Source organism: Micrococcus sp. SL257 (assembly GCF_026625585.1).
In the GTDB taxonomy this organism is placed as follows: domain Bacteria; phylum Actinomycetota; class Actinomycetes; order Actinomycetales; family Micrococcaceae; genus Micrococcus; species Micrococcus luteus.
This window is the reverse complement of record NZ_CP113053.1, coordinates 985,513-999,329: the sequence shown is the minus strand read 5'-3', so window position 1 is coordinate 999,329 and position 13,817 is coordinate 985,513. Positions and strand designations below refer to the sequence as shown.

Below are 13,817 nucleotides of genomic sequence, written 5' to 3'. Positions count from 1 at the left end.
CTCACGCACCTGCCTTCGCGCTCTTCTGGGCGCGATCGTTCTCCATGGTGCGCAGCATCGCATGGGGGGCGATCTCGTCCAGGGCCTTGCCGCGGCGGGCGGCGACGGCCTGGGGCTCTTCCAGCTTCTTGAGGGCGTCCACGGTGCCGCGCACGATGTTGATCGCGTTCACGGAGCCCATGGACTTGGACAGCACGTCGTGGATGCCGGCGCACTCGAGCACGGCGCGCACCGGACCGCCGGCGATCACGCCGGTACCCGGGGAGGCCGGGCGGAGCAGCACGACGCCGGCGGCGTCTTCACCCTGCACCAGGTGCGGGATGGTGGAGCCGACGCGGGGGACGCGGAAGAAGGACTTCTTGGCCTCCTCCACGGCCTTCTGGATCGCGGCGGGGACCTCCTTCGCCTTGCCGTAGCCGACGCCGACGGTGCCGTCGCCGTCACCCACCACCACGAGGGCGGTGAAGGAGAAGCGGCGGCCGCCCTTGACGACCTTGGAGACGCGGTTGATGCCCACGACGCGCTCGAGGAACTGGTCCTTCTCGTCGTCCTGGGCGCCACGACGGTTGCGGTCGTCGCGACGGCCGCCACGACGATCGCCGTCACGGCCACCGCGGCCGCCGTCGCGACCGCCGCGGCCACCGGTGGCGCGCTCGGTGGTCTGGCTCGCCGAGCCCGACCCGGTCTCGGAGACGGTGGTCTCGGTGCTCTCGGTCACCTGAGTGTCCTTCTGGTTGATGTTCTCGGTCACAGCTGCAGCCCACCCTCTCGCGCACCGTCGGCCACGGCCGCGACGCGCCCGTGGTACTTGTTGCCGCCGCGGTCGAAGACCACGGCCTCGATGCCGGCCGCCTTGGCACGCTCGGCGACGAGCTCGCCCACGCGCTTGGCCTTGGCCGTCTTGTCGCCCTCGAGCGCACGCACGTCGGCCTCCATGGTGGAGGCGTACGCGAGCGTGCGGCTCTGCGTGTCGTCCACGACCTGCACGAACATGTGCCGTGCAGAGCGGTTGACGACGAGGCGGGGACGGACGGTGGTGCCGGAGATCCGCTTGCGCACCCGGAGGTGGCGGCGGGTGCGGGCGTTGAACTTGCCCTTGCCCTTCACCTTCAGAGTAGACATCACTTACCTGCCTTTCCGGCCTTGCGGCGGATCTGCTCGCCCGCGTAGCGCACGCCCTTGCCCTTGTACGGGTCGGGGCGGCGCAGCTTGCGGATGTTGGCGGCGGTCTCGCCGACCTGCTGCTTGTCGATACCGGCGACGGTGACCTTGTTGCCCTCCACCGTGAAGGTGATGCCCTGGGGCGCCTTCACCGGGACGGGGTGGGAGTAGCCCAGGGCGAACTCGAGGTCCTGGCCCTTGGCCTGCACGCGGTAGCCGGTGCCGACGACCTCGAGCTGCTTGGAGAAGCCGTTGGTCACGCCCTCGACCATGTTGCTGATGAGGGTGCGGGTCAGACCGTGCAGGGAGCGGGACTCACGCTCGTCGTCGGGGCGGGCCACGGTGACCTGCCCCTCCTCGAGGGTGGCCGTGATGGGCGTGGGCAGCGAGTGCTCGAGCTGGCCCTTGGGGCCCTTCACGGAGACGCGGTCGCCGTCGATGGTCACATCGACGCCGGCGGGGATGGTGATCGGGAGACGTCCGATTCGAGACATGTCAGTTCAGCCTTTCTTCCGTCTTGCCCGTCACCAGACGTAGGCGAGGACTTCTCCGCCCACGCCCTTCTTGGCGGCCTGCTGGTTCGTGAGGAGACCAGAGGAGGTGGACAGGATGGCGATGCCGAGGCCGCCCAGCACGTGGGGCAGGTTCGTGGACTTCGCGTACACGCGCAGGCCCGGCTTGGAGATGCGGCGCAGGCCGGCGATCGCACGCTCACGCTGCGGGCCGAACTTCAGGTCGATGGTCAGCTTCTTGCCGACCTCGGCCTCCTCCTCGCGCCAGTCCTGGATGTAGCCCTCGGCCTTGAGGATCTCGGCGACGCGAGTCTTCAGCTTCGAGGACGGCATGGACACGGTGTCGTGGTAGGCCGAGTTTGCGTTGCGCAGACGGGTCAGCATGTCTGCGACGGGATCGGTCATGGTCATGTGGGCTTCACGCCCTTTCTCGCCGTGGTTTCCGCCACCGGTTCACCGGTGGAGGACCTGTGGCGTGGAGGTCTTACTGGTCGGTCTTGAACGGGAAGCCCAGCGCCTTGAGCAGCGCGCGGCCCTCGTCGTCGTTCTTGGCGGTCGTCACCACGGTGATGTCCATGCCGCGCACGCGGTCGATCTTGTCCTGATCGATCTCGTGGAACACGGTCTGCTCGGACAGGCCGAAGGTGTAGTTGCCGTTGCCGTCGAACTGGCGGTCGGACAGGCCGCGGAAGTCACGGATGCGCGGCAGCGCGAGCGTGACCAGGCGGTCCAGGAACTCCCACATGCGGTCGCCACGGAGCGTGGCGTGCGTGCCGATGGGCATGCCCTCACGCAGCTTGAACTGCGCGATGGACTTGCGGGCCTTGGTGATCATCGGCTTCTGGCCGGTGATGGCGGTGAGGTCGGCGACCGCGCCGTCGATGATCTTGGAGTCCTTGGCGGCCTCGCCGACGCCCATGTTGACGACGACCTTCACGAGACCCGGCACCTGCATGACGTTCCCGTACTGGAACTGCTCCTGCAGGGCGCCGCGGATCTCGTCGCGGTACTTGGTCTTCAGACGCGGGGTGACCTTCTCGGTCTGCTGCACCTCGGTCATCACAGCTCCTTCCCCGAGGCCTTGGCGAAGCGGACCTTCACGGTCTTGCTCACGCCGTCCTTCTCGACGGTCTCGAAGCGGTAGCCCACACGGGTCGGCTTCTTGGTCTCCGGGTCCACCACGGCCACGTTCGAGATGTGGATCGGGGCCTCGACGACCTGCAGGCCGCCCTCGGTGGAACCGTTGTTGTCCTGGCCGGCGCGCAGGTGCTTGGTCACGCGGTTCACGCCCTCGACGAGCACGCGCTCATCCGCCGGGAACACGCGCAGGACCTTGCCCTGCTTGCCCTTGTCCTTGCCACTGATGACCTGGACGAGGTCGTCCTTCTTGATCTTGGCCATGAGGTCAGATCACCTCCGGGGCGAGCGACACGATCTTCATGAACTTCTTGTCACGCAGCTCGCGACCCACGGGGCCGAAGATGCGCGTGCCACGGGGCTCGCCGTCGGTCTTCAGGATGACCGCCGCGTTCTCGTCGAACTTGATGTACGAGCCGTCGGGACGGCGGGACTGCTTGCGGGTGCGGACCACCACGGCCTTGACGACGTCGCCCTTCTTGACGTTGCCGCCGGGGATGGCGTCCTTCACGGTGGCGACGATGGTGTCGCCGATGCCTGCGTAGCGGCGTCCGGAACCGCCGAGAACACGGATGGTCAGGATTTCCTTCGCACCGGTGTTGTCGGCGACCTTGAGCCGCGACTCCTGCTGGATCACTTGTCTCTCCTAGCGTCGCGCCGGTTCTCCCCCACGATGGGCGAGCCTTGCGGAACGGTTGAACGGGCATCCCGGGACGCTTACCCCTCCCCCGAGGCGGGCCGCCCGCCGTCGTCCCCCGGCGACGCGTGTTCAGACAGCGTCGGGGAGGTCGAGAGCGGAGGGGCGCGCAGGGCAGGGCCGAGGCGGATCCGGGATCGGCGTGCGCGGCCCTCGGCACACAGGATGGATGGTCCTGCCAACGAGAGGGCGCACGAATATCAGAGTCTAACGCACAAGGCCGCCCCGTGCCAGTGCACGGGGCGGCCCTCTGCGTCGCCGGCCCTCAGGGGGCCGGGTCGATCACTTGGCGCGCTCGACGATCTCCACCAGACGCCACCGCTTGGAGGCGGACAGCGGGCGGGTCTCGGCGAGGCGGACGCGGTCGCCCACGCCGGCGGTGTTGTCCTCGTCGTGCGCCTTCACGCGCTTCGAGGTCTTCAGCACCTTGCCGTAGAGCGAGTGCTTCTTGCGGTCCTCGACCTCGACGACGATGGTCTTGTCCATCTTGTCGGAGACGACGATGCCACGGAGGGCCTTGCGGTAGCCGCGCTCCTCGGAGACGGCCGGGGTCTGCTCGGTCACTTGGCAGCCTCCTCGTTCTTCTCGGCCTGCGCCTCGGCGGCGACATCGCCGCGGATGCCCAGCTCGCGCTCGCGCAGGATCGTGTAGATGCGCGCGATGTCACGCTTGACGGCCTTCAGCCGGCTGGCGTTGTCCAGCTGACCGGTGGCGGCCTGGAAGCGCAGGTTGAACAGCTCCTCCTTGGAGGACTTCAGGGCCTCCAGCAGGCGGGCGTTGTCCATCCCGTCCAGGGACTCGACGTTCAGATCCTTGGTGCCGATCGCCATGGGATCACTCACCACCCTCTCGACGGATGATACGGGCCTTCAGCGGCAGCTTGTGGATGGCCAGGCGGAGCGCCTCGCGGGCGACGTCCTCCGTGACACCCGACAGCTCGAAGAGCACGCGTCCGGGCTTGACGTTGGCGACCCACCACTCCGGCGAGCCCTTGCCGGAGCCCATGCGGGTCTCGGCGGGCTTCTTGGTGAGCGGACGGTCCGGGTAGATGTTGATCCAGACCTTGCCGCCACGCTTGATGTAGCGGGTCATGGCGATACGGGCGGCCTCGATCTGACGGTTGGTCACATAGGCCGGCGTGAGCGCCTGGATGCCCCACTCGCCGAACGTCACGGTGGTGCCGCCCTTGGCGGCGCCGGAACGCTTGGGGTGGTGCTGCTTGCGGTGCTTGACGCGACGGGGGATCAGCATCAGGCGTTGCCTCCTTCAGCGGGAGCGGCGGCCGGGGTCTCGGCGCCGGCGCCGGCGTTCTCCTGGCGGGGAGCACGCTCGGCGCGATCGTTGCGACGACGACGCTCACCGCCGCCGCGGCGCTCGCCGCCACGGCCACGGCCGGAGGGCTGCGCGGCCTCCTTGGCCGCGAGCTCCTTGGCGGTCAGGTCGCCCTTGTAGATCCAGACCTTCACGCCGATGCGGCCGAAGGTGGTCTTGGCCTCGAACTTGCCGAAGTCGATGTTCGCGCGGAGGGTGTGCAGCGGCACGCGACCCTCGCGGTAGAACTCCGAGCGGCTCATCTCGGCGCCGCCGAGGCGGCCGGAGCACTGGATGCGGATGCCCTGCGCGCCGGCGCGCATGGCGGACTGGATCGCCTTCTTCATCGCGCGGCGGAACGCCACGCGCGAGGCGAGCTGCTCGGCCACACCCTGCGCCACCAGCTGGGCATCGGTCTCGGGGTTCTTGACCTCGAGGATGTTCAGCTGGATCTGCTTGCCGGTGAGCTTCTCGAGCTCACCGCGGATGCGGTCGGCCTCGGCGCCGCGGCGGCCGATCACGATGCCCGGACGCGCGGTGTGGATGTCCACGCGCACGCGGTCACGGGTGCGCTCGATCTCCACCTTGGAGATGCCGGCGCGCTCCATGCCGGTGGTCATCAGCTCGCGGATCTTGACGTCCTCCTTGAGGAAGTCAGCGTAGCGCTGGCCCTCCTTGTGGGAGTCCGCGAACCAGTGCGAGACGTGGTCGGTGGTGATGCCGAGGCGGAACCCGTTGGGGTTGATCTTCTGGCCCATTGTCAGTTCCCACCCTTCTCGTCCTTGGACGCGACGACCACGGTCACGTGGCTCGTGCGCTTGTTGATGCGGTACGCGCGGCCCTGAGCACGGGGCTGGAACCGCTTCATGGTCGGGCCCTCGTCCACGAAGGCCTCGGTGATGTAGAGGGCGTCCTCGTCGAAGGCCTGGCCCTCGCGGTCCGCCTTGACGCGGGCGTTCGCCACCGCGGAGGCCACCAGCTTGTACACCGGCTCCGAAGCGCCCTGCTGGGCGAACTTCAGGATGGCCAGTGCTTCGGTGGCCTGCTTGCCACGGACCAGGTCGACGACGCGCCGGGCCTTCATCGGCGTCACGCGCAGGTGGCGCGCAATTGCCTTGGCTTCCATTGCTTCTCTCTTTCGATTCTCGAGAAGGTCAAGCGTGCTGTGCCCTCAGGCTCAGCGGCGCTTGCCCTTCTTGTCGTCCTTCACGTGGCCGCGGTAGGTCCGGGTCGGGGCGAACTCGCCCAGCTTGTGACCCACCATGGACTCGGTGACGAACACCGGGACGTGCTTGCGTCCGTCGTGGACCGCGATGGTGTGACCCAGCATGTCCGGGATGATCATCGACCGGCGGGACCAGGTCTTGATGACGTTCTTGCTGCCCTTCTCGTTCTCGGCCAGAACCTTCAGGTAGAGGTGCTGATCGACGAAGGGGCCCTTCTTCAGGCTGCGAGGCATGTCTTCCCTGCTCCCTTATCGCTTGTTCTTGCCGGTACGACGGCGACGCACGATGAGCTTGTCGCTTTCCTTGTTCGGACGACGCGTGCGGCCCTCGGGCTTGCCGTTCCGGTTGACGGGGTGACGACCGCCGGAGGTCTTGCCCTCGCCACCGCCGTGCGGGTGGTCGACCGGGTTCATGACGACGCCGCGGACGGTCGGGCGGACGCCCTTCCAGCGCATGCGGCCGGCCTTGCCCCAGTTGATGTTCGACTGCTCGGCGTTGCCGACCTCGCCGATCGTGGCGCGGCAGCGCACGTCGACGTTGCGGATCTCACCGGAGGGCAGGCGCAGCTGGGCGTACTTGCCCTCGCGGGCGACCAGCTGCACGGACGCGCCGGCGGAGCGGGCCATCTTGGCGCCGCCGCCGGGGCGCAGCTCCACCGCGTGGATGGTGGTGCCCACGGGGATGTTGCGCATCGGCAGGTTGTTGCCGGGCTTGATGTCGGCGTTCGGGCCGGCCTCGACCACGTCGCCCTGCTTCAGCTTGGCCGGGGCCAGGATGTAGCGCTTGGCGCCGTCCGCGTAGTGCAGCAGCGCGATGCGGGCGGTGCGGTTCGGGTCGTACTCGATGTGCGCGACGGTGGCGGGCACGCCGTCCTTGTCGTGGCGACGGAAGTCGACCAGGCGGTACTGGCGCTTGTGGCCGCCGCCCTTGTGACGGGTGGTGATGCGACCGGTGTTGTTGCGGCCGCCGGTCTTGTGCAGCGGACGGAGAAGGGACTTCTCCGGCGTGGACCGGGTGATCTCTGCGAAGTCGGCCACGGACGAGCCACGCAGGCCCGGGGTGGTCGGCTTGTACTTACGGATAGCCATGTGTCAGTTCCTCGATTAAGTGGTCTCCGCACGCCGATCAGGCGAGCGGACCTCCGAAGATGTCGATGGTCCCGTCCTTGAGCGTGACGATGGCACGCTTGGTGGACTTGCGCTGGCCCCACCCGAAGCGGGTGCGACGGCGCTTGCCGGAACGGTTCAGGGTGTTGACCGAGGCCACGTCGACGTTGAAGATGCGCTCCACCGCCTGCTTGATCTCGGACTTGTTGGAGCGCGGGTCGACCAGGAAGGTGTACTTGCCCTCGTCGATCAGACCGTAGCTCTTCTCCGACACGACGGGAGCGATGATCACGTCGCGGGGATCCTTGTTGATGGAGCCGCTCACTGGGCATCCTCCTTCTTGGCGCCGGAAGCCTGGGCCACGTACGCCTCGTAGGCCGCCTGGGTGAACACGACGTCGTCGGAGACGAGCACGTCGTAGGTGTTCAGCTGGTCGGCGTACAGGGTGTGGACCGCGGGCAGGTTGCGGGCGGACAGGGCGGCGACGTCGTCGGCCCGGTCGATCACCAGCAGCACGTTCTTGCGGCCGGTGTTCAGGGACGCGAGGCCCGCCTTGGCGGCCTTGGTGGACGGGGTGGTCCCGGACACGAGGGCCTCGATGACGTGGACGCGGCCGTTGCGGGCGCGGTCCGACAGGGCACCGCGCAGGGCGGCGGCCTTCATCTTCTTGGGGGTGCGCTGCGAGTAGTCACGCGGGGTCGGGCCGTGGACGACGCCACCACCGGTCATGTGCGGGGCGCGGATGGAGCCCTGACGTGCGCGGCCGGTGCCCTTCTGCTTGAACGGCTTGCGACCGGCACCGGACACCTCGCCGCGGCGCTTCGTCTTGTGCGTGCCCTGACGGGCGGCGGCGAGCTGGGCGACGACGACCTGGTGCATGAGCGGCACGTTGGACTGCACGTCGAAGAGCTCGGCGGGCAGATCGACCTGGACGGTCTTCACGGAGTTCTCAGCCATGGTCTCAGGCTCCCTTCACGGCGCTGCGGACGAGCACGACCTGGCCCTTGGAGCCGGGCACCGCGCCCTTGATCAGCAGGAGGTTGTTCTCCACGTCGATGCCGTGGAGGGTCAGGTTCATGGTGGTCTGGCGCACGGCGCCCATGCGACCGGGCATGCGCTGGCCCTTGAACACGCGGCCGGGGGTGGACGCGCCGCCCACGGAGCCGGGCTTGCGGTGGTTCTTGTGCTGGCCGTGCGAGGCGCCCACACCGGCGAAGCCGTGGCGCTTCATGGCGCCGGCGAAGCCCTTGCCCTTGGTGGTGCCCACGACGTCGACCTTCTGGCCGGCCTCGAAGACCTCCACGGTCACGTCCTGGCCGAGCGAGTACTCGGCGGCGTCGGCGGTGCGCAGCTCGACGAGGTGGCGACGCGGGGTCACGCCGGCCTTCTCGAAGTGACCGGCCAGGGGCTTGGTCACGCGGCAGGGATCGATCTGGCCGTAGGCGATCTGCACGGCGGTGTAGCCGTCGGTCTCCTCGGAGCGCAGCTGGGTGACGACGTTCGGGTCTGCCTTGACCACGGTCACAGGGATGAGCTTGTTGTCCTCATCCCAGACCTGGGTCATGCCGAGCTTCGTGCCCAGCAGGCCCTTGATGTTCTGGGTGTTGGTCATAGTCTCTCAGCACCTCCCTCTCAGAGCTTGATCTCGATGTTGACGTCCGCGGGCAGGTCCAGTCGCATGAGCGAGTCGACGGCCTTCGGGGTCGGGTCGATGATGTCGATGAGCCGCTTGTGGGTGCGCATCTCGAAATGCTCGCGGCTGTCCTTGTACTTGTGGGGAGAACGGATAACGCAGTACACGTTCTTCTCCGTCGGCAGCGGCACGGGGCCGACCACCGTCGCGCCTGCGCGCGTGACCGTGTCAACGATCTTGCGGGCCGAGACGTCGATGACCTCGTGGTCGTACGACTTCAGCCGGATGCGGATCTTCTGTCCCGCCATGGCGTCACGCCTCTCTCGTCGGGTGTGCTGTTCCTGTCCCTGTGCGGCGGATCGTGCCCGCCTTCTTGTCCTCCACCCGCGCGGGGCGAATCCGGTCGGACCGGGTTCCTCGCCGCCGCCGGACTCCGGTCCACGCGGTCGGGCGTGTCGCATTCCTGGGAGGGCACACGCCTGTGGCGGGTCGGAGTGGTGACGTCACATCTGGGCCGAGCTGCCGCCGCGAGACACACGACGACAGCGCAATGGCGCTTGAGCAACCGAATCAGTATAGACAGAAGCGGGCCCAGTCCGCCAATCGGCGGGCCGGGCCCGGCGGTCCCCCGGGCTCAGCGGCCCCACTCGGTGGGCGGGCCGGCATTGAGCAGCAGGGTGAAGACGACGGCGACCACGGCGACCGCCAGGAGCGCGCTGACCACCGGATGGCGCAGCACCACGACGAGAAGCCGTTCGAGGGGCCCCCGCTCCCCCGGCGCGCGGTCCACGACCTGCCACCGCGACGCCGGCTCGCCGCGCCGCCGCTGGGCCCGCTCGAACGGGACCGTCATGAACGGGACGATCGTCGAACCGAGGCCGAGGAGTCCGCGGGCCACGGGCCACCGCCCATCGATCCACACGGCGACCGTCACCACGAGGTAGCAGAGGAACACGAAGCCGTGGACGCCGCCGGCGATCGGCACCATCCGCTCCGTGACTCCGCCGTACTTGAGGCCCATGGCGATCAGCAGACCGGCCCAGGTGAACATCTCGGCCATCGCCGTGACGGCGAAGAGGCGGCGCGGGCCGGGCAGGCTCATCGCTCCAGCTCCCCGCCGCGGTTCGCGCGCCGGATGCGCCGGGCACGGTCGATCTCGGGACGGAAGGTCCGCAGCGCCCAGCGCACGGCCACGACGGCCACGGCGAGCACCACGATGAGGATGAGCAGTTCAGGCATGCTCCCCAGCCTAGCCGCCGCCGCCGCGCCGTCGTCGGACACGGCGACGCCCCCGCCTCCGGGGGACCCGGAGACGGGGGCGTCGCGCGTCAGCGGCTCAACGGAGCCACGAGACGGGATGCGTCAGATCACTTGGTGATCTTGGTGACGCGGCCGGAGCCCACGGTGCGGCCACCCTCGCGGATGGCGAAGCCGAGGCCCTCCTCCATGGCGATCGGCTGGATGAGCTCGACCGACATCTCGGTGGTGTCGCCGGGCATGACCATCTCGGTGCCCTCGGGCAGCGTGATGACGCCGGTGACGTCGGTGGTGCGGAAGTAGAACTGCGGGCGGTAGTTCGAGTAGAACGGGTTGTGACGGCCACCCTCGTCCTTGGACAGGATGTAGACGTTCGCCTCGAAGTTGGTGTGCGGGGTGATGGAGCCCGGCTCCACCACGACCTGGCCGCGCTCCACGTCGTCGCGCTTCAGGCCGCGCAGCAGCAGACCGCAGTTCTCGCCGGCCCAGGCCTCGTCGAGCTGCTTGTGGAACATCTCGATGCCGGTGACGGTGGTCTTCTGCACGTCGCGGATGCCGACGATCTCGACCTCGGAGTTGATCTTCAGGGTGCCGCGCTCGGCGCGACCGGTCACCACGGTGCCACGACCGGTGATGGTGAAGACGTCCTCGATCGGCATCAGGAACGGCTTGTCCTTGTCGCGGACCGGGTCCGGGATGAACTCGTCCACGGCCTCCATGAGGTCCTCGACGGACTTGACCCACTGGGGGTCGCCCTCGAGGGCCTTCAGACCGGAGGTGCGGATGACCGGGGCCTCGTCGCCGTCGAAGTCCTGGGAGGACAGCAGCTCGCGGACCTCCATCTCGACGAGCTCGAGGAGCTCCTCGTCCTCGACCATGTCCGACTTGTTCAGGGCCACGAGCAGGGCCGGCACGCCGACCTGGCGGGCCAGGAGCACGTGCTCACGGGTCTGGGCCATCGGGCCGTCGGTGGCGGCGACCACGAGGATCGCGCCGTCCATCTGAGCGGCGCCGGTGATCATGTTCTTGATGTAGTCGGCGTGACCGGGGGCGTCCACGTGGGCGTAGTGACGCTTCTCGGTCTGGTACTCCACGTGGGAGATGTTGATGGTGATGCCGCGCTGACGCTCCTCGGGGGCGGAGTCGATCGTCGCGAAGTCACGGGCCTCGTTCAGGTCCGGGTACTTGTCGTACAGGACCTTCGAGATGGCGGCGGTCAGCGTGGTCTTGCCGTGGTCAACGTGGCCGATGGTGCCGATGTTGACGTGCGGCTTCGTCCGCTCGAACTTTGCCTTTGCCACTAGTTCCTCCTAAGAACTGGTTCATCGTCAAGAAGACTGCTCAGCCGCCTGCGACGTGCTGACAACTTGACTGAGTCTACTCGGATGGTGCGGGGTTGGGGAAATCCCGGCCTCACGAGGGCCAGTCCGGTTCCAGGCCGTCGGGACCGCCGGAAGCGGACCGGACCTGACCCGTCCTGATCGCGGACCGCCGCGCCGGGGAGGGCGGTCCGGTCGCCCCGGGCCGGCCGCGGCTGCGGCGGCCGACCCGGGGCAGGTCGTTCAGAGCAGGTGACCTGCGGTCACTCGCCCTGGGACTTCTGGATGATCTCGTCCGCCACGGCCTTGGGGACCTCGGCGTAGGAGTGGAAGGTCATCGAGTACACCGCGCGGCCCTGCGTCTTGGAGCGCAGGTCGCCGATGTAGCCGAACATCTCCGACAGCGGCACGAGGGCGTTGACCACCTTCACGCCGGTGGCGTCCTCCATGGACTGGATCTGGCCGCGGCGGGAGTTCAGGTCGCCGATGACGTCGCCCATGAACTCCTCGGGGGTGCGGACCTCCACGGCCATCAGCGGCTCGAGGATGATCGGGTTGGCCTTGCGGACACCCTCCTTGAAGGCCTGGGAGCCGGCGATCTTGAACGCCATCTCCGAGGAGTCGACGTCGTGGTACGCGCCGTCGAGCAGGGTGGCCTTCACGCCGACCATCGGGTAGCCGGCCAGCACGCCGAACTGCATGGCGTCCTGGATGCCCGCGTCCACCGAGGGGATGTACTCGCGGGGCACGCGACCGCCGGTGACGGCGTTCTCGAACTCGTAGACCTCGCCCTCGGCGGTGTCCAGGGGCTCGAAGGACAGCTGCACCTTGGCGAACTGGCCGGAGCCGCCGGTCTGCTTCTTGTGCGTGTAGTCGACCTTGTCGACCTTGCGCTTGATGGTCTCGCGGTACGCGACCTGGGGCTTGCCCACGTTGGCCTCGACCTTGAACTCGCGCTTCATACGGTCCACGAACACGTCCAGGTGGAGCTCGCCCATGCCGCCGATCTCGGTCTGGCCGGTCTCCTCGTTGAGGTTCACGCGGAACGTGGGGTCCTCGGCGACGAGCTTCTGGATGGCGGTGGAGAGCTTCTCCTGGTCACCCTTGGTCTTCGGCTCGATGGCCACGGAGATCACGGGCTCCGGGAAGGTCATCGACTCGAGGATGATCGGGTTCGCGGGATCGCACAGGGTGTCGCCCGTGGTGGTGTCCTTGAGGCCGATCACGGCGTAGATGTGGCCGGCGACCACCTCGTCCACCGGGTTCTCCTTGTTGGCGTGCATCTGGAACAGCTTGCCGATGCGCTCCTTCTTGCCCTTGGTGGCGTTGAGGATCTGCGCACCGGACTCCAGGCGGCCGGAGTACACGCGGATGAAGGTCAGCGTGCCGAAGAAGGGGTGCGTGGCGATCTTGAAGGCGAGCGCCGAGAACGGGGCCTCCTTCGACGCCTCGCGCTCCAGCACCTCCTCCTCGTCGTTCACGGCGTGGCCCTTGACGGAGCCGGCGTCCAGCGGGTTCGGCAGGTAGGCGACCACGGCGTCCAGCATCGGCTGCACGCCACGGTTCTTGAACGCGGAGCCGCAGAACACCGGGTAGGCCTCGGCGTTCACGGTCAGCTGGCGCACGCCGGCCTGGATCTCCTCGACGGTGAGCTCCTCGCCCTCGAGGTACTTCTCCATGAGCTCCTCGGAGGTCTCGGCGACGGCCTCGACGAGCTCGTTGCGGTACTCCTCGGCCTTCTCCTGGAGCTCGGCGGGGATCTCGCGGGTCTCATAGGAGGCGCCCATGGTGACGTCGCCCTTGGCGTCACCCGGCCACACGAAGGCCTTCATGGAGAGCAGGTCGACGACGCCCACGAAGTCGTTCTCGGCGCCGATCGGCAGCTGCATCACGAGCGGACGCGCGCCGAGGCGCTTCACGATGGTGTCGACGGTGAAGTAGAAGTCCGCGCCCAGCTTGTCCATCTTGTTGACGAAGCAGATGCGCGGGACGTTGTACTTGTCCGCCTGGCGCCACACGGTCTCCGACTGGGGCTCCACGCCCTCCTTGCCGTCGAACACGGCGACGGCGCCGTCGAGCACGCGCAGCGAGCGCTCCACCTCGACCGTGAAGTCCACGTGGCCGGGGGTGTCGATGATGTTGATCTGGTGGTCGTTCCAGAAGCAGGTCACCGCGGCGGAGGTGATGGTGATGCCGCGCTCCTTCTCCTGCTCCATCCAGTCCGTCGTCGCGCCGCCGTCGTGGGTCTCGCCCAGCTTGTGGTTGACACCCGTGTAGAACAGGATGCGCTCGGTGGTGGTGGTCTTGCCGGCATCGATGTGGGCCATGATGCCGATGTTGCGGACCTTGTGCAGGTCGGTCAGCACGTCCTGTGCCACGGTGTCTCCCTTGGTCGGGTGGAATGGGGGGGCTCGTGAGGTGGATGCGGTGGGTGGCCCGTCCGAGAGGACGCACCTGC

The 13,817-nt window shown here is 68.1% G+C and carries 22 protein-coding genes; all 22 read right to left on the bottom strand.

The annotated features are described in order from the left end of the window. Position 1 precedes the first annotated feature (1 nt). The gene (rpsE, locus tag OVA32_RS04730) at positions 2–751 is read right to left on the bottom strand and encodes a 30S ribosomal protein S5 (RefSeq protein WP_002857500.1); all 750 of its coding nucleotides are present in this window, start codon (positions 749–751) and stop codon (positions 2–4) included. Next, a complete protein-coding gene (gene rplR / locus OVA32_RS04725) occupies positions 748–1,122 on the bottom strand; it encodes a 50S ribosomal protein L18 (RefSeq protein WP_002857498.1) in 375 nt (124 codons plus the stop codon). The genes rpsE and rplR overlap by 4 nt, the downstream gene beginning before the upstream one ends. After that, on the bottom strand, positions 1,122–1,655 hold the full coding sequence (gene rplF, locus OVA32_RS04720) for a 50S ribosomal protein L6 (RefSeq protein WP_036381545.1): 534 nt from the start codon (positions 1,653–1,655) through the stop codon (positions 1,122–1,124). The genes rplR and rplF overlap by 1 nt, the downstream gene beginning before the upstream one ends. Positions 1,656–1,685: 30 nt before the next feature. Then, the gene (gene rpsH, locus OVA32_RS04715) at positions 1,686–2,084 is read right to left on the bottom strand and encodes a 30S ribosomal protein S8 (protein WP_002857494.1); all 399 of its coding nucleotides are present in this window, start codon (positions 2,082–2,084) and stop codon (positions 1,686–1,688) included. 73 nt (positions 2,085–2,157) lie between these two features. Beyond that, positions 2,158–2,733, bottom strand: coding sequence for a 50S ribosomal protein L5 (gene rplE / locus OVA32_RS04710; RefSeq protein ID WP_036317773.1), 576 nt, complete (start codon positions 2,731–2,733; stop codon positions 2,158–2,160). Continuing rightward, complete coding sequence (rplX, locus tag OVA32_RS04705; RefSeq protein ID WP_036317770.1) at positions 2,733–3,074, bottom strand: 50S ribosomal protein L24; 342 nt, start codon at positions 3,072–3,074, stop codon at positions 2,733–2,735. The genes rplE and rplX overlap by 1 nt, the downstream gene beginning before the upstream one ends. 4 nt (positions 3,075–3,078) lie before the next feature. Next, a complete protein-coding gene (gene rplN, locus OVA32_RS04700) occupies positions 3,079–3,447 on the bottom strand; it encodes a 50S ribosomal protein L14 (protein WP_002857487.1) in 369 nt (122 codons plus the stop codon). Between the two features lie 342 nt (positions 3,448–3,789). Beyond that, a complete protein-coding gene (gene rpsQ, locus OVA32_RS04695) occupies positions 3,790–4,071 on the bottom strand; it encodes a 30S ribosomal protein S17 (protein ID WP_036317768.1) in 282 nt (93 codons plus the stop codon). After that, the gene (gene rpmC, locus OVA32_RS04690; RefSeq protein ID WP_036317766.1) at positions 4,068–4,337 is read right to left on the bottom strand and encodes a 50S ribosomal protein L29; all 270 of its coding nucleotides are present in this window, start codon (positions 4,335–4,337) and stop codon (positions 4,068–4,070) included. The genes rpsQ and rpmC overlap by 4 nt, the downstream gene beginning before the upstream one ends. A gap of 4 nt (positions 4,338–4,341) precedes the next feature. Continuing rightward, positions 4,342–4,758 (bottom strand): 50S ribosomal protein L16, encoded by a 417-nt coding sequence (rplP, locus tag OVA32_RS04685; protein ID WP_036317764.1) that lies wholly within the window; start codon positions 4,756–4,758, stop codon positions 4,342–4,344. Then, a complete protein-coding gene (gene rpsC, locus OVA32_RS04680; protein ID WP_002857479.1) occupies positions 4,758–5,576 on the bottom strand; it encodes a 30S ribosomal protein S3 in 819 nt (272 codons plus the stop codon). The genes rplP and rpsC overlap by 1 nt, the downstream gene beginning before the upstream one ends. Before the next feature lie 2 nt (positions 5,577–5,578). Then, complete coding sequence (rplV, locus tag OVA32_RS04675; RefSeq protein WP_017487837.1) at positions 5,579–5,944, bottom strand: 50S ribosomal protein L22; 366 nt, start codon at positions 5,942–5,944, stop codon at positions 5,579–5,581. Between the two features lie 51 nt (positions 5,945–5,995). Beyond that, on the bottom strand, positions 5,996–6,277 hold the full coding sequence (gene rpsS, locus OVA32_RS04670; protein ID WP_002857475.1) for a 30S ribosomal protein S19: 282 nt from the start codon (positions 6,275–6,277) through the stop codon (positions 5,996–5,998). 15 nt (positions 6,278–6,292) lie between these two features. Beyond that, positions 6,293–7,132 carry a 50S ribosomal protein L2 gene (rplB, locus tag OVA32_RS04665; protein WP_010080386.1) on the bottom strand — a complete coding sequence of 280 codons (840 nt, stop codon included), beginning with the start codon at positions 7,130–7,132 and terminating at the stop codon, positions 6,293–6,295. A gap of 37 nt (positions 7,133–7,169) precedes the next feature. Further along, positions 7,170–7,475 carry a 50S ribosomal protein L23 gene (gene rplW, locus OVA32_RS04660; RefSeq protein WP_002857471.1) on the bottom strand — a complete coding sequence of 102 codons (306 nt, stop codon included), beginning with the start codon at positions 7,473–7,475 and terminating at the stop codon, positions 7,170–7,172. Continuing rightward, a complete protein-coding gene (gene rplD / locus OVA32_RS04655) occupies positions 7,472–8,107 on the bottom strand; it encodes a 50S ribosomal protein L4 (protein ID WP_041103272.1) in 636 nt (211 codons plus the stop codon). Before rplD ends, rplW begins: the two co-directional genes overlap by 4 nt. A 4-nt stretch (positions 8,108–8,111) precedes the next feature. Continuing rightward, positions 8,112–8,762, bottom strand: a complete 651-nt coding sequence (rplC, locus tag OVA32_RS04650) for a 50S ribosomal protein L3 (protein WP_267715568.1) — start codon at positions 8,760–8,762, stop codon at positions 8,112–8,114. A gap of 20 nt (positions 8,763–8,782) precedes the next feature. Beyond that, positions 8,783–9,091, bottom strand: a complete 309-nt coding sequence (rpsJ, locus tag OVA32_RS04645; RefSeq protein ID WP_002857463.1) for a 30S ribosomal protein S10 — start codon at positions 9,089–9,091, stop codon at positions 8,783–8,785. A gap of 326 nt (positions 9,092–9,417) precedes the next feature. Further along, positions 9,418–9,885: a DUF3817 domain-containing protein gene (locus tag OVA32_RS04640; RefSeq protein WP_041103558.1), complete on the bottom strand. Its 468-nt coding sequence runs from the start codon at positions 9,883–9,885 to the stop codon at positions 9,418–9,420. Then, on the bottom strand, positions 9,882–10,022 hold the full coding sequence (locus OVA32_RS04635) for a hypothetical protein (protein WP_162833779.1): 141 nt from the start codon (positions 10,020–10,022) through the stop codon (positions 9,882–9,884). The genes OVA32_RS04640 and OVA32_RS04635 overlap by 4 nt, the downstream gene beginning before the upstream one ends. A 128-nt stretch (positions 10,023–10,150) precedes the next feature. Next, positions 10,151–11,341 (bottom strand): elongation factor Tu, encoded by a 1,191-nt coding sequence (gene tuf / locus OVA32_RS04630; RefSeq protein WP_036317754.1) that lies wholly within the window; start codon positions 11,339–11,341, stop codon positions 10,151–10,153. A gap of 281 nt (positions 11,342–11,622) precedes the next feature. Beyond that, entirely contained in the window at positions 11,623–13,737 is a 2,115-nt protein-coding gene (fusA, locus tag OVA32_RS04625; protein WP_036381535.1) for an elongation factor G, read from the bottom strand. Positions 13,738–13,817: the final 80 nt, after the last annotated feature.